The sequence below is a fragment of the Wolbachia endosymbiont (group B) of Protocalliphora azurea genome (genome assembly GCF_947251865.1).
GTDB lineage: Bacteria > Pseudomonadota > Alphaproteobacteria > Rickettsiales > Anaplasmataceae > Wolbachia.
In genome coordinates, this window is the sequence record NZ_OX366394.1 from 111,578 (window position 1) to 132,923 (window position 21,346).

18 protein-coding genes and 1 pseudogene are annotated in these 21,346 nt (G+C 34.3%); 2 read left to right on the forward strand and 17 right to left on the reverse strand.

Annotation, left to right across the window (positions count from 1 at the left end; translation table 11 throughout):
• Positions 1-39 precede the first annotated feature (39 nt).
• The 16 genes and pseudogenes from OPR35_RS00495 to OPR35_RS00570 all read right to left on the reverse strand — a co-directional run bounded on the left by OPR35_RS00495 (position 40) and on the right by OPR35_RS00570 (position 18,525).
• On the reverse strand, positions 40-777 hold the full coding sequence (locus OPR35_RS00495) for a hypothetical protein (protein WP_052264711.1): 738 nt from the start codon (positions 775-777) through the stop codon (positions 40-42).
• 103 nt (positions 778-880) lie between these two features.
• On the reverse strand, positions 881-1,516 hold the full coding sequence (locus OPR35_RS00500) for a hypothetical protein (protein WP_052264729.1): 636 nt from the start codon (positions 1,514-1,516) through the stop codon (positions 881-883).
• 120 nt (positions 1,517-1,636) lie between these two features.
• Positions 1,637-4,096 carry a leucine--tRNA ligase gene (gene leuS / locus OPR35_RS00505; protein ID WP_265024871.1) on the reverse strand — a complete coding sequence of 820 codons (2,460 nt, stop codon included), beginning with the start codon at positions 4,094-4,096 and terminating at the stop codon, positions 1,637-1,639.
• Between the two features lie 4 nt (positions 4,097-4,100).
• Positions 4,101-4,691 carry a murein hydrolase activator EnvC family protein gene (locus OPR35_RS00510; protein ID WP_007302156.1) on the reverse strand — a complete coding sequence of 197 codons (591 nt, stop codon included), beginning with the start codon at positions 4,689-4,691 and terminating at the stop codon, positions 4,101-4,103.
• A gap of 52 nt (positions 4,692-4,743) precedes the next feature.
• Positions 4,744-5,070: a MerR family transcriptional regulator gene (locus OPR35_RS00515; RefSeq protein ID WP_012481900.1), complete on the reverse strand. Its 327-nt coding sequence runs from the start codon at positions 5,068-5,070 to the stop codon at positions 4,744-4,746.
• Positions 5,067-5,366, reverse strand: coding sequence for an integration host factor subunit alpha (locus tag OPR35_RS00520; protein ID WP_007302154.1), 300 nt, complete (start codon positions 5,364-5,366; stop codon positions 5,067-5,069). Before OPR35_RS00520 ends, OPR35_RS00515 begins: the two co-directional genes overlap by 4 nt.
• A gap of 38 nt (positions 5,367-5,404) precedes the next feature.
• Positions 5,405-6,601 carry an MFS transporter gene (locus OPR35_RS00525; protein WP_052264710.1) on the reverse strand — a complete coding sequence of 399 codons (1,197 nt, stop codon included), beginning with the start codon at positions 6,599-6,601 and terminating at the stop codon, positions 5,405-5,407.
• A 622-nt stretch (positions 6,602-7,223) separates the two neighbouring features.
• Positions 7,224-8,226, reverse strand: a protein-coding gene (locus tag OPR35_RS00530) for an IS630 family transposase (protein ID WP_230608967.1) whose coding sequence is annotated in 2 segments (ribosomal slippage) — positions 7,224-7,715 and positions 7,717-8,226 — 1,002 coding nt in all. Because the reading frame shifts where the segments join, the coding sequence is not laid out codon by codon here.
• A 574-nt stretch (positions 8,227-8,800) separates the two neighbouring features.
• Positions 8,801-10,735, reverse strand: a complete 1,935-nt coding sequence (gene uvrB / locus OPR35_RS00535; RefSeq protein ID WP_265024872.1) for an excinuclease ABC subunit UvrB — start codon at positions 10,733-10,735, stop codon at positions 8,801-8,803.
• Positions 10,736-10,820: 85 nt separating this feature from the next.
• On the reverse strand, positions 10,821-11,582 hold the full coding sequence (locus OPR35_RS00540) for a cytochrome c1 (RefSeq protein WP_265024873.1): 762 nt from the start codon (positions 11,580-11,582) through the stop codon (positions 10,821-10,823).
• Positions 11,582-12,808, reverse strand: a complete 1,227-nt coding sequence (locus OPR35_RS00545; protein ID WP_010402967.1) for a cytochrome b — start codon at positions 12,806-12,808, stop codon at positions 11,582-11,584. The genes OPR35_RS00540 and OPR35_RS00545 overlap by 1 nt, the downstream gene beginning before the upstream one ends.
• Before the next feature lie 122 nt (positions 12,809-12,930).
• On the reverse strand, positions 12,931-14,112 hold the full coding sequence (locus tag OPR35_RS00550; RefSeq protein ID WP_213863805.1) for an ankyrin repeat domain-containing protein: 1,182 nt from the start codon (positions 14,110-14,112) through the stop codon (positions 12,931-12,933).
• 257 nt (positions 14,113-14,369) lie between these two features.
• Entirely contained in the window at positions 14,370-15,539 is a 1,170-nt protein-coding gene (locus tag OPR35_RS00555) for an ankyrin repeat domain-containing protein (protein ID WP_214303204.1), read from the reverse strand.
• A gap of 257 nt (positions 15,540-15,796) precedes the next feature.
• On the reverse strand, positions 15,797-16,852 hold the full coding sequence (locus OPR35_RS00560; RefSeq protein WP_007302147.1) for an ankyrin repeat domain-containing protein: 1,056 nt from the start codon (positions 16,850-16,852) through the stop codon (positions 15,797-15,799).
• 247 nt (positions 16,853-17,099) lie between these two features.
• Positions 17,100-18,183 (reverse strand): annotated as a pseudogene (locus OPR35_RS00565) (ankyrin repeat domain-containing protein).
• Positions 18,184-18,273: 90 nt separating this feature from the next.
• Entirely contained in the window at positions 18,274-18,525 is a 252-nt protein-coding gene (locus tag OPR35_RS00570; RefSeq protein ID WP_230440382.1) for a J domain-containing protein, read from the reverse strand.
• Between the two features lie 169 nt (positions 18,526-18,694).
• Between OPR35_RS00570 and OPR35_RS00575 the strand changes: the two genes are divergently transcribed.
• Together OPR35_RS00575 and hisS are read left to right on the forward strand one after the other, a co-directional pair.
• On the forward strand, positions 18,695-19,267 hold the full coding sequence (locus tag OPR35_RS00575; protein WP_006015115.1) for a NifU family protein: 573 nt from the start codon (positions 18,695-18,697) through the stop codon (positions 19,265-19,267).
• Positions 19,264-20,487, forward strand: a complete 1,224-nt coding sequence (gene hisS, locus OPR35_RS00580; protein ID WP_007302144.1) for a histidine--tRNA ligase — start codon at positions 19,264-19,266, stop codon at positions 20,485-20,487. The genes OPR35_RS00575 and hisS overlap by 4 nt, the downstream gene beginning before the upstream one ends.
• On the opposite strand, the gene surE is transcribed toward hisS, so the two are convergent.
• Complete coding sequence (gene surE, locus OPR35_RS00585; protein ID WP_017532209.1) at positions 20,484-21,254, reverse strand: 5'/3'-nucleotidase SurE; 771 nt, start codon at positions 21,252-21,254, stop codon at positions 20,484-20,486. The two genes, hisS and surE, sit on opposite strands and share 4 nt — an antisense overlap.
• Positions 21,255-21,346: the final 92 nt, after the last annotated feature.

Genomic DNA, 21,346 nt, shown 5'->3' on the forward strand with positions numbered 1-21,346 from the left:
AGCATACAACTGTGTATAGGGATTCAAAGTGTTCATAGCTTAAAAATTATAACGTATACCTACTTCTATGATTGCATCTGGTTTTTTCATCGGTGGTTTAAAGCCACTTAATTGACCGCTTGCAGCAATAGCAACTGTGCCAATTATCTGCGGAATAATTTCACAATCAACACCTAACTTTACTTTATAGGCAATAGTACCCAGTATTTTATCTAGTGTTTCATTTTGACCTGCGGCTGCGGCTACAGTTGCAGCTGAATTTGGAGTGTTAACTGCATTTGTATCCTCACCAAGACCAAAAGATGGCAATATTCGAATATATCCACCCAGTCCTATACTAGCATATAATTTAATGGGATCAATTTCAAGATCAGGATAGTAAAGGTAATTTGCCAATAAACTAGCTCCTACTTTTCTTTTTGCTTTATCAGTTATATCACTTATGTCAGCAAGAACCTCAAGTTCAAACTTAGAATTTTGGTTATGATGATAACCAAAAACAACGCTAGGTTTCAATTGAAAGCTTTCACCCCATCGAGTTCCAAAGTTTAAACCTACATAACCTACATAGTACTGATCTTCGTACTGATCTTCATATCGATCTTCGTATTGATCTTCACAATGATCTTTGTGTTGATCTTCATACTGATCTTTGTACTGGTCTTCATACCGATCTTTGTACTGATCTTCTAACTCACTTGTACCATTACTAGCTGTACTTGCTAAAGCAATCAACACAGCGAACACTTTCATCGTTCTCATATAATTCATACACATTACTTCCTTAAAACAGACTGGAATAAGTGTTCAAACATGCTAGCAGCAAGTTTTGAGCATTGCTTATGGTTACACCTAAACATGTACACAATGCCATCCAGCATTAAAAACTATAACGTACTCCTACTTCCAGCATAATATCCGGTACTGTCATTGCTTTTAAACCACTCAGTTGCCCGCCTACGGTTAAAGCAGCTGTACCAACTATCTGTGGAGCAACTTCATAATCAACACCAACCTTCAGTTTGTACGAAATAGCACCCAGTATTTTATCTAGTGTTTCACTTTGAGTATCAGCTGAACTTATAACTTCAGTTTTAGGGTTAGATTCTGCACTTTCAGGTTTAGGTGGTTTATTTTCAGCTGTACCAGAGCCAAAAGGTATTACTTGGAGATATCCACCTAAACCTCCACTGACATATAGTTTCACAGGATCAATGTCAACGTCAGGATAATAACGGTAATTAGCTAATAAACTAGCTCCCATTTTCTTATCTTCTGCACCAAACATATCACTTACGTCAGTGAGAATCTCAAGTTCAAACTTAGAGCTTTTATCATAATTATAACCAAAAACTAAGCCAGGTTTTATTTTTAAGCCAGCACCCCATCCACCACCAAAGTTTAAACCTGCGTAGTACTGCTCTTTTGCACTATTACTAGCTGCTTTATTACTAGCTGCACCTGCTAGAGATGAAGTGAGCAACACAGCTAAAACACACAATCCTTTTATTTTCATATAACTACCCATACAAAAAAATATATAATGCACAAGTATATATCCTTTATATTAAAAAAGATATAACCTCATATCAAAAAAAGTATACCTACGAAATTAGCGACATGCTACTCAAAATTTTTATATAACTATGTTTACTATCTTATTTGGTACAGCATATATAGTGCGAATTTTGCTTTGATCGATTTTGTTAGATACAGAATCTGTTGCTATTTTCTTCAATTTTTCTTGAGGTAAATCAGTTGCCACTTCAATGGTCGCACGTAACTTTCCATTGATCTGCACTGCTACAGTCACCATATTATCAATTAGTAGTGATTCATCAGCTTGTGGCCAAGGCTTTAGATATAGCATGCCTTCACCTCCTATTTCTTGCCATAAATTTTCAGCCAGGTGTGGCATGAATGGCTCAATTACTCTGATTAGTATGCATATACCTTCATCAATAAGAGATTTTCCAGTTTTTACGTCTATTTCAGCTATTAAATTTGTCATTTCACGAAACTTTGCTACCACACAGTTTAATCTGCAGTTTTCCAAGTCATCTGTAAGTCCGTGTAAGAGTTTGTGGATTTTTTTTCTGTACTCTAGGAGTTTACCTACAATGTTTTCATTATCATAGTGTATGTTTACGGTCCTAAGTTGCACTACCATACGCCACAATTTATTTATGTAGCGAAAACAACCTTCCACTCCATCATCAGACCATTCCATATCTTTTTCCGGAGGAGTGTCAGATAATACAAACAAACGAGCAGTATCAGCACCGTATTTTTCTATGATAAAGTTTGGGTCAACTGTATTCTTCTTTGACTTACTCATCTTTTCGACTTTTCCAACTTGGATCTTAGCACCCTTCGCAATCAACTCTTTTGCTTCTTCGGGAAAGAGCCATTTGCCATTCTCATCTTTATAAGTTATATGGCAGACCATTCCTTGAGTGATTAAAGTAGAGAAAGGCTCTTTAACGTCAAAATAGCCACATTTAGTTAAAGCACGGCAGAAAAACCTTGAGTAAAGCAAATGTAGAATTGCATGTTCTATTCCACCTATGTAATAATCAACAGGCATAAAACGATTACAAGTATCTTTATTAATCGATTTATTTTCACTGCAAAATGCAGCAAAATACCAAGAAGATTCAAAAAAAGTGTCAAATGTATCAGTTTCACGTTCTGCTTGCTTTCCGCACTTTGGACAATCAACAAATTTCCAGGTTGGGTGCTTATCCAGGGGATTACCACCACTTGTAAATTCTACATCCGTTGGTAGAACAACAGGGAGGTCTTTTTCTGGAACTGGAACAATTCCACAATCTTTACAATGTATAATAGGTATAGGACATCCCCAATAACGTTGCCTTGAAATTCCCCAATCGTGTAGACGATAGTTTATTGTTTTCTTACCTATTCCTTTTTCTTCAAGTTTTTTTATGATTACTTTTTTTGCCTCATTAATCATTAGTCCGTTTAAGAATTCAGAATTGAACATCACTCCATCACCGAAGTACGGTTCTTTTAAGATCTCTGTGCTCTCTTCACAAACTACAGGAATAATCGGTAAACCATACTTCTGTGCAAATTCAAAATCACGCTGATCATGTGCAGGGCAACCAAAAATCGCACCTTCTCCATACTCCATCAACACAAAATTCGCTATATAAAGTGGTAATTCTTTATCAAGAAATGGGTGTTTTACGTTTAATCCAGTGTAAATTCCTATTTTTTCATCATTCTCCCCCTTTGCCTTCATATTACCAATAAAGTCTCTTATTTCTTTGTCCTTAAGGTCTTGTACAATAGGGTGCTCTGCTCCTACTGCAAGAAAAGAAGCTCCAAATAAAGTATGAGGAGAAGTTGTAAAAATCTTTAACTTCTTATTCAAGCCAAATATTTCAAAATCTATAGTTGCCCCTTCAGATTTTCCTATCCAGCGCTCTTGCATAGTTTTGACTTTTTCTGGCCAATTTTTTAAACTTTGCAAACAATGAAGCAAATCTTCAGCAAAATCAGTAATCTTTAAAAACCATTGGAATAACTTACGTTTTTCAACAACTGCACCTGATCGCCATCCTTTTCCATCAACCACTTGCTCATTTGCAAGCACTGTTTGGTCCACTGGATCCCAATTAACCCACGACTCTTTTCGATAGGCAAGACCATGCTTTAAAAAATCCAGAAAAAATTTCTGTTCGTGTTTGTAATAATCAGGCTCACATGTGGAGAGCTCACGATCCCAATTGTATGAAAGACCTATAGATTTTAGCTGCGTGCGCATATTATCTATATTATCTTGTGTCCATGCTGCAGGGTTAATGTTATTGTCCCTTGCTGCATTTTCAGCTGGTAATCCAAACGCATCCCAGCCAATTGGGTGCAAAACCTCAAATCCACGAGCTCTCTTGTAACGTGCTATAACATCTCCTATTGCATAGTTACGCAGGTGCCCCATATGAATCTTACCAGATGGATATGGAAACATTTCCAACACGTAACATTTCTTCTTTTTACTATCTTTGCTTACAGAAAAATCCCACTTATTTTGGTAGAATTTTTCAACGTTTTTAAAATCATATTTCATAAATTCAATCACAGTTTATATGTACTAAAGGATCGACTGCTTGACCATTATGTCTTATTGTGAAACACATCTGCGGATCTTTATCTTGTGTGCTTGATTTACCTGCAGATCCAATTACTTGACCTTGTTTTACTTTATCACCAATTTCAACTTGTATGTTTTTTAAATAGGAGTACATAGTCATGTAATTATCTTTATGTTCCACTATAATTAAATTTCCGTACCACCTCAGGCCTTTGCCTACGTATATTACTTTGCCAGGTGCAGAAGCAATAACCTTTGTTCCACTTTGAGCAGTAATTTTTATGCCATCTTGACATATTTTATCAGAAGAGGTAACTGCACCTTTAACCGGTATTACAAATTTACACATGCTTTGTGCATTATTGTTATATACCTTATCTACAAAGGCTTTTCTACTTTCTTTTCGCAGCGAAGAATCAACATTTTCTTTAATCAAATGATACTCCCTTGTGTACTCTAGGTCTCTTTTCCCATAAAATTCTTCGCCTTTAAGTAGTACAGGTGCAGGTTTTTGCAGGCCACAGCTTATCAGTATTGCTGATAATATAAAGAACAAGGCTATACGACACATACACTTATCTCTAGATATATCAACTTTCACAAAACTTTATAGTGTTTTTCGTCTATTTATTACTTTCTTCATTTATTTTATCAGTCAAATAGTCTCTTAAATCGGTAAGTTCTTTCAACAAATTTCTTGAATAATGATCAATTCTTACATCGTTACCAAATTCCTTTTGTACTCCTTTTATTGTATATCCTTTGTCATATAGCATATATTTTATTTTCTTTATTGCCTCTATACACTTATGATCATATAGTCTTCTTCCCTTCCGTTTTATGGGTTTAATTTGATGGAATTGACTTTCCCAGAATCTTAAAACATGCTGCTCCAAATGTAGTTCTTCAGCTACTTCTCCAATTGTGTAAAATAATTTTTCCTTATTCATCGGTTGTTTATTAATTTCTTCATCATTTTTGAAGGTCTAAAAGAAATTGATTTTCTCGCTTTAATTACTACCCTTTCCGATGTCTTTGGTATATTTCCTGGTCTTTCTTTCTTGTTTTTAACCAAAAATGTTCCAAATGAAGATATTTTTACTATTCCATCCTTTGCTAAGCTCGTTTTTATCTCATCCAATATGTCATCTATTATTGCAATAGAGTCTTCTTTCGATAATCCAATTTCCTGGTTTATACATTCAGCTATTGTTGCCTTAGTTACTGTTGTGTCTTTTGTTGTCATAATTTATTACAGTATGTTAATATAATATAACAATCGACTCAAGATTCAGCTACTTTATTTTTATAGTATGTTTCTTTTGTAGCATAATTAAAAATACTAGCAAATGTTAACATTGCAAATATTGTGAAAAGCGCCATTTGATGATCTGAAAAAAGTGCTAAAATTGACACTAAAATTCCACTCATAACAAACATAAATCCATTGATAATGGATGATGATGTGCTAATATACTTCTGCTCAACAATCTCACTACCAACAGTAAAATTAAGCATATGTCCTCCTGCAAAAAAACCAAACATTAACATACAAAAGTATATAATATGAACTGTTAAATTACCGCATAGTAAAATAATAGCTGAAATACTTTGCAATGTGGCAAAAGCAGAGATTACGTGCCTTCTATTTTTAAATAGATTTGAGATTAGATCTGCAATTGGAGCACCAACTGCAAGACCAAGCCACAATATTGCAGTTGCCACACCTAACTCCATTGTATTGAGTTCTAAGTTGCTTAGTAACCTTGGTGCCCACAGCATATTAAGCGCTAAAAATGTTCCAAAAGTAATAGCACCCACTATTGAGGTTATCCAGATATCTCTTAATTTTAGCACTGTTAGTACAGAACATATTACTGTTTTTATAGAGCTCTTTATTGTGTATTCCCCCAAATTTTTTTTTGAAAGTCCTTTCGGATAAAAAAACATAAGTACGAATATTGATACGCCAAATAATATTACGCATACAATAAGATTTTTCCAATCTGCACCTTCGGCAAGCAAGCTAGAGAAGCACATTTGAATCATCAAAGCAGAAAGACTTGAAATTGTCTGCACTAGTGAGAACATCAGTCCAAATTGAGTAAGGGGAAAATATGTGCTACTTACATGAGCAGCGCCAACAAAACCAAACGATGCTCCAATTGCGATCAAAAATTGAGATAAAATTAAATGGGCAAAATTGTCACTCTTGATAAGGACAAAAAAACCAAAGAGCATGATTGACAACGAGAAAAAATAAATTTTTTTGCTGGAAAAAACATTAAACATTGCCCCACTAAAAAATTGTGAGATAGCAAAAGTCCAAGTATATGCTGAATTAGCTAGTGCAACTTGCGCAATCGTGAGCCCAAGTTCTTTTTCAAGATTCACACTTATAAAGGTGTAGATTATCTGCATATTGCTGAATATAACAATTAAGTTGCTGATCAGCCAAATGAACCAAGCTCTACTTTCCATAAGATTTTATAAGTAATCCATTAATAACAAGCCTCTTTTAGTCTCTGATTAATGTTAAAACAGTTGCAATTATAGATTATATAAAAGCTATGAAACAACAAATTTGTTGTGAGATTTTAATTGTTAGAATCTGTATATGATCTCAAAAAAAGAATAGATTTTTGCTTTTTATCCCCTGTTATAAAGGAGTATACAGCGTAGGGTGAAAGGCCTGGGTAAAGATGATATAATTCCAACAAGAGAGATACCCTTCAGATCATCTTCCATTGAATGTAATGGTTGATGTCACAGTTGAACAGCACAAGCAAAGACAATTAGAGTTATAAAATCTTGTTTAATACACATTAAAGTGGACCTATGTTTTGCCACTCAGAACCTGTCTTGAAAGGGAAAAAAGAAAAGAATAAGATGCAAAAAATAGGAAGGTGAGTTGTATCTAAGTGATATAAGTGACAAGGCCAAATGTTGCACAAGGGGCGATAACAATTATTAATGCAATAAAATATATAATGAGGGAGTTTAATATAGTTATGCAAGAGGCCTAATTTAAAATATTAACGTAAAAAATTGCTTCCATATATTTTAAATCTGATTATAATCACAGTTATACCAAATTCCATTACTAATCGAACAAATAAGAAACATTACAAACTCGTTTAATAGTAGTGCTGGAAATACTGACAATAAAATTACACAGAACATCTGCAAGTAAGCCTATGGTATCGTAGACTCTGTTACGTAAAGTATTGTATTTGATATATTGCCACAACCTCTCAACAGGATTCAGTTCCGGTGAATAAGGAGGCAAGTATATAATGGTAATGTTTTCCTGAAATTTCAAACTTTTTGATCTATGCCAACTTGCACAATCCATTACAAGAAAGGCTTTTTTCGTGCCTAAATCTTTCGACATCTGCTCCAGAAATATATTCATACAATCAGTGTTTACATATGGAGCAAGTAGGCTGATTTTCTTACCACTTCTTGGATTTACCGCACTGTAGATATAGAAATTTTGTCTACCAATTTTCATTTTAACCTGCGTTCTGACCCCTTTTTTAAACCATCCGTGTCCGATTTTTGAATGAGTTCCAAATCGTGATTCATCAAAAAAACACCTCTTTTTCAGGGTGGGAATTGACTATTTTATTGAAGTATTTTTTAAACTCTTCTTGCTTGTTTTTATCTTGTTTATGGTGCATTGGCCTCGGTGTTATATAAGAAAATTTCATCCTTTGTATCTCACGGTGCACTGTTGATTTGCTAATGTTTAGGCCAAATTCCTCTGAGATTTTTATCTGCACTTCCTTAATAGTAATATTTGGATTTCTTTCTACCCATATTTCAATTTGCTCACGTTGATTTTTCTTTAATTTGCTTTTTCTTCGCCGCTGAGACGGGGCAAATAATCTTTCTACTCTACCAAATTTTAGATGCTTTATCCATTCAGTCAAAGCAGTCCTTGAAATTTTACATATTCTTGCCACAGCGCTTATACTACTTTCTTTTCCTGCTATCACCGCTTGTAACTTTTTTGAAACATATGCGTTATTTCTGACCTTTTTTAACATTTCTTTCGCCAAATTTACAACTTTTTCGTCTAATAGTTTTGACCTTAATGCCATTTATACCTCTCTATTTTATCTACTTTATTATCACTTCTTTCCCATTATTGTCTATCTGTTCTTTGCATAGTGGGAATTGGTATTAGAGATATTTTAAGAGCTCAAAATCTATCTTTGTCTGCAGACTTTTCTATTAAATAATCAAACTAAGTAAAAAATGTAGCGTATCTTCTTCAGCGCATACACATATGCTTAATCTCTGTCGTATGTGCGCTGCACTTTTTTCTAATCTTTTTTACACAGGGGGATTTTATGTCCAGAATTCCAGATACTTGACCTTTACTTTAGCTAAAAAACAATAGGCGCCTATGGCTAATTAAAATAAAAATTTTTCTAATATATAGAAGAATTACAAAATCACTGTTTACTGAAACCGGGCCAAGGAAGCTGCTAATGTCACAGAATTTTAGGTAAACGTTGTTTGCTTGACGTATGAGTGTGCTCTCCTTACTTCAAGAACTCTTTAATATTTAACCACTTAAGTCCTTTCAAGATATGTTCTTAGATAATAGTTTTTCAAATCCTTGGTAAATCAAAGTCAGCTTAACTATTAATTATTTATCTTTTTTTCTAGTTATGTAACGGGTCTGTTATTAAATTTTTCAATAATACCTTTTATTTTCGCCGCCTCTTCAAACTCTAAATTTTCAGCATGCTTCAACATTTGCTTTTTCAAACTATTTAGATCATCCTTGCTAAAATTCTCAACTACCACTTTTTCCTGTAAAGTATTTGATATAGGCTTTATTATAGTTTTTGGTACAATATTATGCAGTGTATTATGCTCTGTCTGTTTCTTTCTTCTCCTTTCAGTTTCTTTCAGTGCACGATCCATAGAATTAGTAATTTTGTCTGCATATAAAATTACTCTGCCTTCAACATTTCGTGCAGCACGACCTATCGTTTGAATGAGCGAAGTCTCTGATCGTAAAAACCCTTCTTTGTCAGCATCTAAAATTGCAACCAATCCACACTCGGGAATATCAAGACCTTCCCGCAACAAGTTAACGCCAACAAGAACATCTATTTCTTTAGATCTTAATTTGCATATAATTTCAATTCTTTCCAGTGCACCAATATCTGAATGTAGGTAAGTTACTTTCATACTGAGCTCACTCATATGCTCAGCTAGCTTTTCAGCCATTTTTTTTGTCAATGTGGTAATTAGAATACAAAATCCTTTTTTTATTGTTACTTGCGCCTCGTGAATCACATCATCAACCTGACTCTCTGTTGGTTTTATGGTGCAGATGGGATCTGTCAGTCCTGTTGGGCGGATAACTTGCTCTATAAATGCGTGATTAGTCTTTTCTAATTCATATTTTCCTGGAGTAGCCGAAACGTAAATAGTCTGTGGCCGTATTGCCTCCCACTCTTCCAATTTTAATGGACGGTTATCAAAAGCAGAAGGTAGCCTAAAACCATAATCTATCAATTTCTTTTTACGTGCTTCATTACCGCTATACATTGCACCTATCTGGGGAACGGTTACATGGCTTTCATCAACAAATAAAATTACATCTTTAGGTAAATACTCAAACAATGTAGGCGGTGGATCTCCGGCTTTCATTCCGTAAAGATAACGCGAATAATTTTCAATACCTTTACACACTCCCGTTGCCATCATCATTTCAATATCAAAATTAGTACGCTGCTCAAGGCGTTTTGCTTCAACAATTTTGTTCTGTGAATAGTAATAATCCAGGCGTTCATGTAGTTCTTTTTTAATCAATTGAACTGCTTGCAAAAGAGTCTCACGTGATGTAGTGTAATAGCTATTTGGAAAAATGGTGACTGTATCTATGCATCTGATAATATTGCCGTTCATGGCATCAATCTCAGAAATTTCCTCTATTTCATCACCAAACAATGATAAACGCCAAGCTTTATTTTCATAATAGGCAGGAAATATATCAATAATATCGCCGCGCACTCTGAAATATCCTCGCTCAAATCTGACATCAGAACGTTTATATTGGAGATTAACTAAATTATTCAGAAAGTCATTAACATGAATCTTATCTCCAGCACTTAAAGTCAAGGTCATGCTGAGATAGCTCTCAGGCGAACCAAGACCATATATACAAGAAACACTCGCAACTACAATCGTGTCCCTACGCTCCAAAAGAGAGCATATAGCAGAATAGCGTAGCATATCAATTCTTTCATTTATTAAAGAGTCTTTTTCAATATAAGTGTCTGTTTGTGGTGAATAAGCCTCAGGCTGATAATAATCATAATAAGAAATGAAGTATCCAACAGCATTGTGAGGAAAAAATCCTCTCATCTCCTCGTAAAGCTGCGCCGCTAAAGTTTTATTATGTGCCATAATTAACGCAGGCCTGTTTGTTCTTGCAATAACATTTGCCATAGTAAAAGTTTTTCCAGAGCCAGTTACTCCAAGTAAAACCTGATCTCTTTTATTACTATTTAACCCTGCAACTAAGTTGTCTATTGCCTGTGGTTGATCTCCAGCTGGCTGAAAATGTGTAACTATTTGAAATTCCATACCTTTATATTTTCATAATGTATTTATTACTATACAATACATTTGCTAGTGTAAATAAGGTATGAAAGAATGAACATAAAAAACTCTATTTTTTCTTTTTATAGAGCCTGCTCCAAATCCTGTTGTTGGTTAATACAAAAAACACCGTCAAAATTATAAAATATGTCACTATTTTTAGCCCAAGTTTATGTCGGCGCTCCAGTTCTGGCTCTGCTGCCCATTGTAAGAAATTTACCACATCATATGCCATATTTTCAACTGTGGCTTGCCTTGTACCATCATATTCTACCATTCCTTCAGAAAGAGGTGGGGCCATAGCTAACCTACCTGTTGAAAAATATGGATTAAAATATAAACCATTCTCATCCTGCTCGCCGTTTTGATAGCCTATCAAAAGTGAATAGACGTAGTTTGCACCATCGTGCCTTGCTTTGACAATGAGTGATAAGTCTGGTGGAATTGCACCATTATTACTTGCTGCAGCTGCTTCTTTTGTATCAAAAGGTGCAATAAAATAATCCGAAGACACTCCCGGCCTATCAAACATTTCACCCAAATCATTTGGACCATCTTTCACTTGATAAGAGGCTGCAATTTGTTTTACGTCCTCTTCAGAAAAACCAACATCTTGCAAATTACGAAACGCTATTCTATTCATTGAATGGCAAGCAGCACAGACTTCCTTGTATACTTTATAGCCACGCTGAATTGACTCTCTATCGAAAGATCCGGTAATTCCATTAAAACTCCAGTCAATTTTCTTATTTGGTAAAGGTTTAAACTCCTCTGCAGATAGAGAATTAGCGAAAAATAATACACAAAACACAGCAACTTTAACCAATAGCATCACTTCATCTCCGGCACGGAATCGCTTATTGTTTTTGGTAATTTTTTTGGTTTCTCATACTTACTAAGTAAAGGTAAAATTATCACAAAATATGAAAAATAATAAAGAGTTGAAAGCCTACTTAAAGTAATGTAAGGCTCCTTAACTTCTTGTCCCCCAAGCCAGGCAAGAAATGCAAAATTTATTGCAAAAACCCAAAAAAATTTCTTAAATAATGGACGGTAGGAACCACTTTTAACCTTTGATTTATCAAGCCAAGGCAAAAGAAACCACACTAAAATAGATCCAAACATGGTAAGTACACCAATAAGTTTATTTGGAATTGAACGCAGCATCGCATAAAAAGGTAAGAAATACCACTCTGGCACTATATGTACTGGAGTTACCATAGGATCAGCCTCTATATAATTATCAGGATGCCCAAGATAATTAGGGGCATAAAAAACAAATGCAAATAAAATTATAAAAAATAAACCAAAAGTTATGCAGTCCTTTGCTATATAGTAAGGATAAAAAGGAATGGTATCCTTATCTGACCTGACTTCTATTCCACTTGGATTATTAGAGCCAAACCTATGCAGAGCAACAACATGCAACATAGCTAAAGCGATAATAATGAAAGGCATAAGATAATGCAGCGCAAAAAAACGATTAAGCGTTGGATTATCAACAGAGAAGCCTCCCCATAGCCATATAACTATTTTATCACCAATTAAAGGTATAGCCGAGAATAAATTAGTTATAACTGTTGCACCCCAAAAACTCATTTGTCCCCATGGAAGAACATATCCCATAAAGGCAGTTGCCATCATTGCAAAAAATATAAATATGCCAATAAACCATACCATTTCTCGCGGTCTCTTATAAGATCCGTAATATAATCCACGCATGATATGAACATAGACCACCATAAAGAAGAGCGACGCCCCAACAGCATGAGTATAACGTATCAGCCATCCATAACTTACGTCACGCATTATACGCTCCACACTATTAAATGCATGATCAACATGCGGAGTGTAGTGCATGGCAAGAAATATACCTGTTATTATTTGTAAAATCAGCGCTATACCAGCTAAAGAACCAAAATTCCAAGCATAATTTAAATTTTTTGGTACTTGATAAGAAGCAGTATGTTTTAGAAAAGAAAATATAGGCAGTCTGTACTCTATCCAACCTAATATACCTTTTTCTTCTATTATTTCTTTTTTGCTATCATCTTCCATAACTTAAAACTTTGTCATCTTAACTCATTGTATTGTAACAATTTAACGCTAATAAACAATAAAAAGTTTAAGTTTAAAGAGTAGATTTCACAAAAACAAGCACTCAAATTTGAGTGCTTGTTTTAAAGGGACTTTTGATGACATACACCTTTAGATATTGTTGAATTGCTTAATGAACTTCGAGGACATTGATAAAGTTTTTCACAATTACTAAGTGCCATCTTGACATTTCTTTCTATAGCACTAACCTTTCTTTCTTTAATTTGCTCCAATGTCAAAAGCGAATTATCCAGTGGCATTGAATATCTTTCCCCTGTGAATTTACTGATTGCTATAGCAGTTAGCAGAATTGCTCCATTACAATCAACTTGTGAAGAACCAATTGAGCTTCCAGTTGAATGTGCAATAGATTGCTGTGCAGGAGGTAAAGCAGGGGCACTCTGAAATAAGCTACTGAGTGCAGCAGTTGTTGAAGTTCCCATCCAACTAAATACACTATTAATAAAAGAAGAAGGTCTTACTGCACTACTTGGTGCAAGAGTAGTATCACCTGGGTTTACATTGGCACTCTCTGCTTCTGCAACAATCTCTTTTATCGTTTTACCGGGATAAAATAACTTAACATAATCTGATGGTGTCTCGTTCCTTATATCCTTAACATTATCAATATCAGCACCACTATCGTATAACAGCTTCATTATTTTTGGACGTTTTAAACTAATAGCCAAATATATAGGTGTGTGCCCCCGTCTGTTTTGAACATTGACGTCAGCATGATATTCAATAAGAAGCTCTACTATTTTTTGGTAATCTTTCTGAATGGCAATATGTAGACACGAATCTTGTGAAGAATCATTAAAATCAAATTTGCCATCTGGACTAGCACCATGTTTAAGTAGGACCTCTACTTTTTCCGAACTATTTTTATCTATAGCCCAGCCTATAAGAGTACGTTTTTCACCAGCATATGAAAAATAACCACTAATGCTAGCCTTTTTATCGATTAGAAGCTCTATCATTTTTTTGGTGCCCTTTGTAACAGCATAGTATATAGGAGGCACACGAAAAAAGTCCTCAATATTAACATCTGCACCATTCTCAATTAAAAACCTCATCATTTCTAAATCTTGTTTACTAACAGCAATCGATAAAGGTGAGTTACCATTTCTATCTTTAGAGTTAATAACATTAGTAGTATGTGTCTTTCCTTCTCTAATATACTCCTCAGCTTTTTGAAAATCACGTTCCTTTACTGCAGAACGTAACCCATCTCTCCATTTTTCAACTTCTGTTTTTGTAACCATAACCCTCCTAAAGGATAAAATTTTTGCCCTTATACCACATAATTTGGGAATATGCTAGTGAAATTTATATGTAAAATTAAAAAAAATTTACAACGTAAGAGATTGTTATTTGATCACGTGCTACATTTAGTTTTTGTACAAAACACCATAAGCCTCCTTAGTTTGCTTAAATTGCTTAGCAGCTTATTCTCAACATATAAGAGCTTTAACTTAAAGAGGATTATACGAAAATAAGCACTCAAGCTTGAGTGCTTATTTTAACTGATTAAAAGGGACTTTTGATGTATACCTTTAGATATCGTTAAATTGCTTAATGAACTTTCAGGACATTGATAAAGTTTTTTAAACTTACTAAGTGCTGTCTCGAAGTTTTTTTCTATAGTGTTAAGCTTTCTTTCTCTAATTTCTTCTATTGTGAGAAGTGAATTGTCCAGTGTCCTTGAATATTTTTTTCCTGTGAACTTACTCATTGCTGCAGCAGTTAGTAGAATTATTCCATTACAATCAACTTGTGAAGAACTAATTGGGCTACGATCTAAGTGGTCAACAGATTGCTGTGCAGGAAGTAAAGTAGGAGCACTGCTGAATAAGCCATTGAGTGTGGCAGTGGTTACCCAACTAAATATACTATTAATAGAAGAAGAAGGTTTTACTGCACCGCTTGTGATGCTGCTAGCTTCTTTAAAATCTGCTCTGGTAGGAGTGGAGGAAGAGTTCACTGTGCTACTTGCCAAGTTTTTGGTATTACTAACTTCCAATTCTATCTTAATTGCTTTGGTAGGGGATAATTGAAGACTCGCTGCACTACTTACAAAATCTGTGCTGTCGTTAGCGTCTTTAATACCTGCTTTTATAGAAGTTAATTTTGCTTCACAGTCAGCTTCAGTAGAACTGCTCAATACAGATTCTATTTTTTGAATTTCACTACTACTACATTCATCTTTTCTAGCATTTCCAACAACATCTAATGCTGTTTTGCCATACTGACTTTGAATACTAGCATCAGCACCCTTGCAGAGTAGGAGTTTTACCATATTTAAATGACAGTGGTCAGATGCTAAGTACAGAGGTGTAAAGCCTTTATAATTTGTAGCATTGATGTTAGCATCACGATCAAGTAAAAACTTTGCTATTTCTAGTTTATCATGTCTAGCAGCAATGTGCAAGGGAGTACTCAAATATCGATTACTAATAGTAGTATTAACATCAGCACCGCTGTTACATAAAAACTCTAATATCTTTAAATTACCCAAGAGAGTAGCATGATGTATAGGTTTCATATAGTATCTTTCATAATTCAAAACTTCATTTTTTATTTGTTCATACTCTATCTCTTTAATACATTCTTTAACTTTCTGAAAATCACCTCTGCTTATAGCAGAAACTAATTTTCTTCCTAAAATCTCAATTATTTTTTGTTTTTCCATCAAATACCTCCTAAAAGAGAATCTCCCGGGTTTATATCATGCAACTTAATATGTGCAAGCAAAATTTACAGAGAAAAATTTCAATAGTTAAAAATTAGGTCTTCAGCAACCTACCACGTTAACTTTTGTACAAAATATGCTGAGCTTCATTATTCAAATTTTTTTGCTCTTAATAAGAAGCAATCTGCTTTAGAAAAGGAAATAAGGGATAAGTTTTGTAAATAAGCACTCGAATTAGAGTGCTTAGTTTAACTGATTTAGAGGTGCTTTTGATGATGCACGCCTTTAGATATTGTGAAGTTGCTCAGTGAGCTTTCAGGATGCTGATGAAGCTTGTCACACTTGCTAAGTGCCATCTTGACATCTCTTTCTAGAGAATTAAGTTTTCTTTCTTTAACCTGTCTTATCGTTAAAAGTGAATCATCCAGTGGCATTGAATATCTTTTCCCTGTGAACTTACTTATTGCTACAGCAGTTAGCAGAATTATTCCATTACAATCAACTTGTGAAGAACCAATTGAGCTTCCAGTTGAATGTGCAATAGATTGCTGTGCAGGAGGTAAAGCAGGGGTACTTTGAAATAGGCTACTGAGTACAGCAGTAATTGAAGTTCTCACATAACTAAACATACTATTAATAAAAGAAGAAGGTTTTACTGCGCTGCTTAACGCATTTGTACTATTATCATGATAGCTAAAGTAATTCCTAGCTTCTATTACCTTAGGATTTGCTCTAGAAGCTAATGTCTGACAATTAACTTCTTTATCAGCACATTTTAATGTAGATATTATTTTTTGCCTTGTATTACTAGTACATATAGATTTTGGATCATCTCCAACAACATCTAGTGGTATTCTACCACCCGCATCTCTTATATAAATATTAGCATCATGCTTGATAAGAAGTTCCACCATTGCCACTTGGCAATGGAAAGACGCTAAGTGCAAAGGCACCTTACCCGTTATATCTTGCAAATTGATCTTAGCATAACGACTAAGTAGAAGCTGTCCTGCATCTTCTCTGCCATATTCAGCAGCAACGTGCAATGCAACTCTCAAGCTTTCACTACTAGCAGCATTAACATTGGCGCCGTTATTAACCAAAAACCTCAATATCTTTAAGCTATTTTCTTTCACAGCAAAACTTATAGGTTTCATACCGTATTTTTCACCAATAAAAATCTGCTTTCTTAGGTTCATGTACACTGCACTTCTGATACATATGTTAGCTTTTAGAAGACTATGCTCTTTTATGGCAATAAATAACTCATTTACAAAGTTCTCAGTTTTTATCCGTTTTTGCATCCCTTGCATCAAATATCTCCTAAAAGACAACGTTCCCGATTTTGTATCACACAATTTGATATATACAAGCAAAATTTACAGAGAAAAATTTCAATAGTTAAAAATTAGGTCTTCAGCAATCTATCACGTAACTTTTTTGCAAAATATTTTAAGCCCCTAATTCATAATTTTTATTACTTGATAATAAGCAATCTGCTTTAGAAGAGGAAATAAGGGATAAGTTTTGTAAATAAGCACTCGAATTAGAGAGCTTATTTTAACTGATTTGAAGGGACTTTTGATGCATACTTTTAGATATCGTTAAATTGCTTAATGAACTTTCAGGACATTGATAAAGTTTTTCACAACTACTAATTGCCGTCTCGAGTTTTTTTTTCTATAATATCAAGTTTTGTCAGAGGTGGATTGTCCAGTAGTCTTGAATACTTTTTCCCTGTGAACTTTTTGACCACTACATCAACTAGTAGAGCTGTTGCATTAAAATCAACTTGTGAAGAACCAATTGGGCTACCAGCTAAGTGATCAACAAATTGCTGTGCAGGAAGTAAAGTAGGAGCACTGCTGAATAAGCCATTGAGTGTGGCAGTGGTTACCCAACTAAATATACTATTAATAAAAGAAAAAGGTTTTACTGCACTGCTTGGTGCAGGATTTGGAGTATCACCAGCTTCCAATCCTATCTTAGTATTTGCCCTGGTGGAGGTTGAGAAAGGGTTTGCTATACTACTTGCTGCATCTGGAGTATCACCAGCTTCTAACTCTAATTTAGTATTTATTCTAGCAGAAAGTAATAGTTCTGTACAATTATTTTTATGAAATCTTAACACAGCTAAGAATATTTTTTCTATGTCACAGCCATCACTGCAAAGACTTTCATAACCAGGGATAACCTCAAATGCCGTTTTGCCATTTGCATTTTTAATATTAATAGTGTTATTATTGAGCAGAAGATTCGCGATATCTAATCGACAATAAAAAAAGGCTAAGTGTAAAGCTGTAAAACCTTGCATTACTTGGGAAGTGGTACTACTAGTACAATGATATATCATTTCTTTTATTTCTGCTTTTCTATTCATGGCAGTAACGTACGAGTAAGGAACAAGACATCCATCACTAACAGCATTAATATTAGCATTATTTTTAAGCAAAAACCGCACTATCTCTAAGCTACCTCTATAAACAGCAAGATGTATAGGTGCCATACCATCTTTTTTACCATTAATAATCTCTTTTTCTTTATTTATATATCTTGCCTTTTTAACATATCTTTTAACTTTATTAATATTAAGCTCATCTATAGCCGCAAATAAATTCTTTCTCAATCTCTCAAGTTTTTTCATCAAATACCTCCTAAAGAATAATGTTTCCGGTTTTATATCATGCAACTTAATATGTACAAGCAAAATTTACAGAGAAAACAATAGTTAAAATTAGGTCTTCATCAACCTATCACGTGCTGCGTTTAACTTTTGTGCAAAATATTCCGAGCCTCCCTTGTCTGGATGGACCAGTTTCATTAAATTTTGGTATGCCTTATTGATTTCATTTTGGCTTGCCTCGGAATTCAGCCCCAGTATTTTTAATGCTTCATCTTTGGACATATTATCACCAGTGTAATTTTTGGTGTAACTTTTACTGCTGTTAAATTCGTTCAAAAACTTACTTAATATAGAGTGCATCATAAAACTTATGTTATTTCTCTTTGCCAAAAAGAGAAAAAATACAACAACGCTAGGTAAAACAAACGTGATTATTGTGAATATCAAAAAAAGGAAGAAGATGAATGACATGTATATTTTTTTATCATTTTATGATTAAATAGTAACAATTATAATTGTCATGGTAAATAACATGTTTATCCAGATTGAAGAAACACCAAACCCAAACACGCTGAAATTTCTTCCTGGTTTTGAAATTCTGAGCGAAGGAGAAACAGCTGATTTTTCAAATGCAGATGAAATAAAGAACTCCAAACTAGCAGTAAATCTTTTTCAAATAGAACATGTTGTAAGAGTATTTTTTGGTCATGATTTTATTTCGGTAACAAAATCAGATAGAATGAATTGGGATATAGTAAAGGTGGAAATTTTAACTACAATTATGGATCACTTTACTTCTGGTGGAAAAGCATTTGATAAAGAAGGAGTAAGTGATAATAAAATGCTAGAGGAAGAATTCTTTAATGAAAATGATATAGAAATTGTAAATAGAATAAAAGAATTGATGGAAAGTTATATTAAACCTGCAGTTGCTCAAGATGGTGGTGATATCAAGTTCCGTGGCTATAAAGACGGAATAGTTTACGTTGAACTGCAAGGAGCTTGCTCTGGGTGCCCAAGTGCTGCAATTACCTTAAAACAAGGAGTGCAGAATATGCTAAGCTATCACATACCAGAAGTTTCAGGTATAGAGACTATGCTATGACTAATCAAACAGTTAGAGGAACAAAAGATCTCCTGTTTGATGAATGGTACAAGTTTAAACACATAGAGCAAACAGCAAGCAGAATCTCAAGTTTATACGGCTTTTTACCTGTTCAAACTCCGATATTTGAATACACAGAAGTCTTTACAAAGACTTTAGGTGATAGCTCAGATATTATCACTAAAGAGATGTATACTTTTATTGATAAAGGGGGAAAGAGCATAACTCTGCGTCCTGAGTTCACTGCAGCTATTGTTAGGTTACTCATTGAAAAAAAACTACAAGCGCCGATAAAATTATTTTCAATAGGGCCTGCATTTCGCTATGAAAGACCGCAAAAGGGAAGACAAAGGCAATTTCATCAGATAAATTTTGAGGTTTTTGGCATAGAAGATCCAAAAGCTGATATTGAATTGATATCACTCGCTCAGCACTTACTAACTGAATTTGGCATCAATAAAAATGTAAAGCTGGAAATCAACTCTCTGGGTGATAGTGAAACAATAACTCAGTATAGAGAAGCTTTGATATCGTATTTAAAAAAGTTTCAAAATGACCTATCAGAAGATAGTCAAAATAGATTGATTAAAAACCCACTCAGAATATTAGACTCTAAGGATAAGACAGATAAAGAAATAATCTCTGACGCACCAAAAATCAGTGATTATTATACAAAAGAATCTTCATATTTCTTTGACCAGGTGTTAAATGGACTGCAAGCTCTTGGCATACCTTACACTGTAAATAGCAAATTAGTTCGAGGTCTAGACTATTATTGTCACACAGTATTTGAATTTGTCACAGAAGATTTAGGTGCACAAGGAGCAGTTTTTGCCGGTGGAAGATACGATAATCTAGTATCTTCAGTAGGTGGAAAACACACTCCAGCAATAGGATTTGCAGGGGGGATTGAGCGTATAATGGAATTAATCAACTATGCTGAAAAAAAAGAGAGGCCTATTTATATAATTCCAATCGGTGGAGAAGCTGAAGAACATGCTCTAACACTTGCAAGTGAATTACGCAGAAATGGTTTATATGTGATTTACGAATATAGTGGAACTCTAAAAACCCGAATGAAAAAAGCAAATCAAGCAAATGCAAAAGTTGTATTAATCTTTGGTGATGAAGAGCTAAGCAGTAAAACTTTAAAAATTAAAAATATGGACACGGGTGAAGAAAAAATGATTGCTCGCGATAAAACCGTAGAAAATATCTAATCAGAAGCAATAGGAGTGTTAGCTATAGAAGAAAATTCCTCTGCACAAGAATTTTTCATAGCATTTAATATATCATAATCTGTAAAATCTAATTTTATCGGTGTAATAGTAATAAAACCTCCTTTTATTTTATCTACACTACCACTGCCTGAGTGTTCCCGAGACCAATTTAAGCTCAAAGAACCATTTAAGTTTTCAGTAAAAGTTAAATCACCATCAATGTTATATTCACCTTGTTCAGCAAATTCGACCCCTTTCACTTTTTTTGTAGCAGGAAAATTTATACTCATCACTATATCTTTAGGCCAACCAACTTTCATTAGCTTGGCAATAACCTTTGGTGCAAAAATCTTTGTATTGTTCCAGTCTATTTTATCATGATAAACTTGGCTCAGCGCAATAGAAGGTATAGATCTTGCAGCACCTTCCATTGCAGCACCGATTGTGCCTGAATAACAAATATCATCGCCGACATTTGATCCAATATTTACTCCAGATAATATTAAGTCTGGTTTTTTATTCATAATTTTATTTAACGCGATAATGACACAATCTGCGGGAGTACCAGACACACTAAACTCCCTTTCACTATGTTGACTTATTTTAATAAATTGCTTTACTGGATAGTCAAGAGACCTTGCAGCTCCACTCCTATCAGTATCTGGTGCTACTATCCATACTTCCGATGCAAAATTGTGTGCAATTTCTTTAAGTAATCTTATTCCTTCACTCTCAAAACCATCATCATTTGTTATCAATATTATCATATATAATACTCACCTATCAAAGTATACTGATGAGGTTTCTTTTCATAACCATAGCAAAGAACCTGCTACGAATCAATAAGGAAAAATTAGAG

What these genes read in the sequence shown, in the direction of transcription:
- OPR35_RS00495 (WP_052264711.1), bottom strand. Translation starts at nt 777, where the DNA reads ATGTGTATGAATTATATGAGAACGATGAAAGTGTTCGCTGTGTTGATT.
- OPR35_RS00500 (WP_052264729.1), bottom strand. Translation starts at nt 1,516, where the DNA reads ATGAAAATAAAAGGATTGTGTGTTTTAGCTGTGTTGCTCACTTCATCT.
- leuS (WP_265024871.1), bottom strand. Translation starts at nt 4,096, where the DNA reads ATGAAATATGATTTTAAAAACGTTGAAAAATTCTACCAAAATAAGTGG.
- OPR35_RS00510 (WP_007302156.1), bottom strand. Translation starts at nt 4,691, where the DNA reads ATGTGTCGTATAGCCTTGTTCTTTATATTATCAGCAATACTGATAAGC.
- OPR35_RS00515 (WP_012481900.1), bottom strand. Translation starts at nt 5,070, where the DNA reads ATGAATAAGGAAAAATTATTTTACACAATTGGAGAAGTAGCTGAAGAA.
- OPR35_RS00520 (WP_007302154.1), bottom strand. Translation starts at nt 5,366, where the DNA reads ATGACAACAAAAGACACAACAGTAACTAAGGCAACAATAGCTGAATGT.
- OPR35_RS00525 (WP_052264710.1), bottom strand. Translation starts at nt 6,601, where the DNA reads ATGGAAAGTAGAGCTTGGTTCATTTGGCTGATCAGCAACTTAATTGTT.
- uvrB (WP_265024872.1), bottom strand. Translation starts at nt 10,735, where the DNA reads ATGGAATTTCAAATAGTTACACATTTTCAGCCAGCTGGAGATCAACCA.
- OPR35_RS00540 (WP_265024873.1), bottom strand. Translation starts at nt 11,582, where the DNA reads ATGCTATTGGTTAAAGTTGCTGTGTTTTGTGTATTATTTTTCGCTAAT.
- OPR35_RS00545 (WP_010402967.1), bottom strand. Translation starts at nt 12,808, where the DNA reads ATGGAAGATGATAGCAAAAAAGAAATAATAGAAGAAAAAGGTATATTA.
- OPR35_RS00550 (WP_213863805.1), bottom strand. Translation starts at nt 14,112, where the DNA reads ATGGTTACAAAAACAGAAGTTGAAAAATGGAGAGATGGGTTACGTTCT.
- OPR35_RS00555 (WP_214303204.1), bottom strand. Translation starts at nt 15,539, where the DNA reads ATGGAAAAACAAAAAATAATTGAGATTTTAGGAAGAAAATTAGTTTCT.
- OPR35_RS00560 (WP_007302147.1), bottom strand. Translation starts at nt 16,852, where the DNA reads ATGCAAGGGATGCAAAAACGGATAAAAACTGAGAACTTTGTAAATGAG.
- OPR35_RS00570 (WP_230440382.1), bottom strand. Translation starts at nt 18,525, where the DNA reads ATGATGCACTCTATATTAAGTAAGTTTTTGAACGAATTTAACAGCAGT.
- OPR35_RS00575 (WP_006015115.1), top strand. Translation starts at nt 18,695, where the DNA reads ATGTTTATCCAGATTGAAGAAACACCAAACCCAAACACGCTGAAATTT.
- hisS (WP_007302144.1), top strand. Translation starts at nt 19,264, where the DNA reads ATGACTAATCAAACAGTTAGAGGAACAAAAGATCTCCTGTTTGATGAA.
- surE (WP_017532209.1), bottom strand. Translation starts at nt 21,254, where the DNA reads ATGATAATATTGATAACAAATGATGATGGTTTTGAGAGTGAAGGAATA.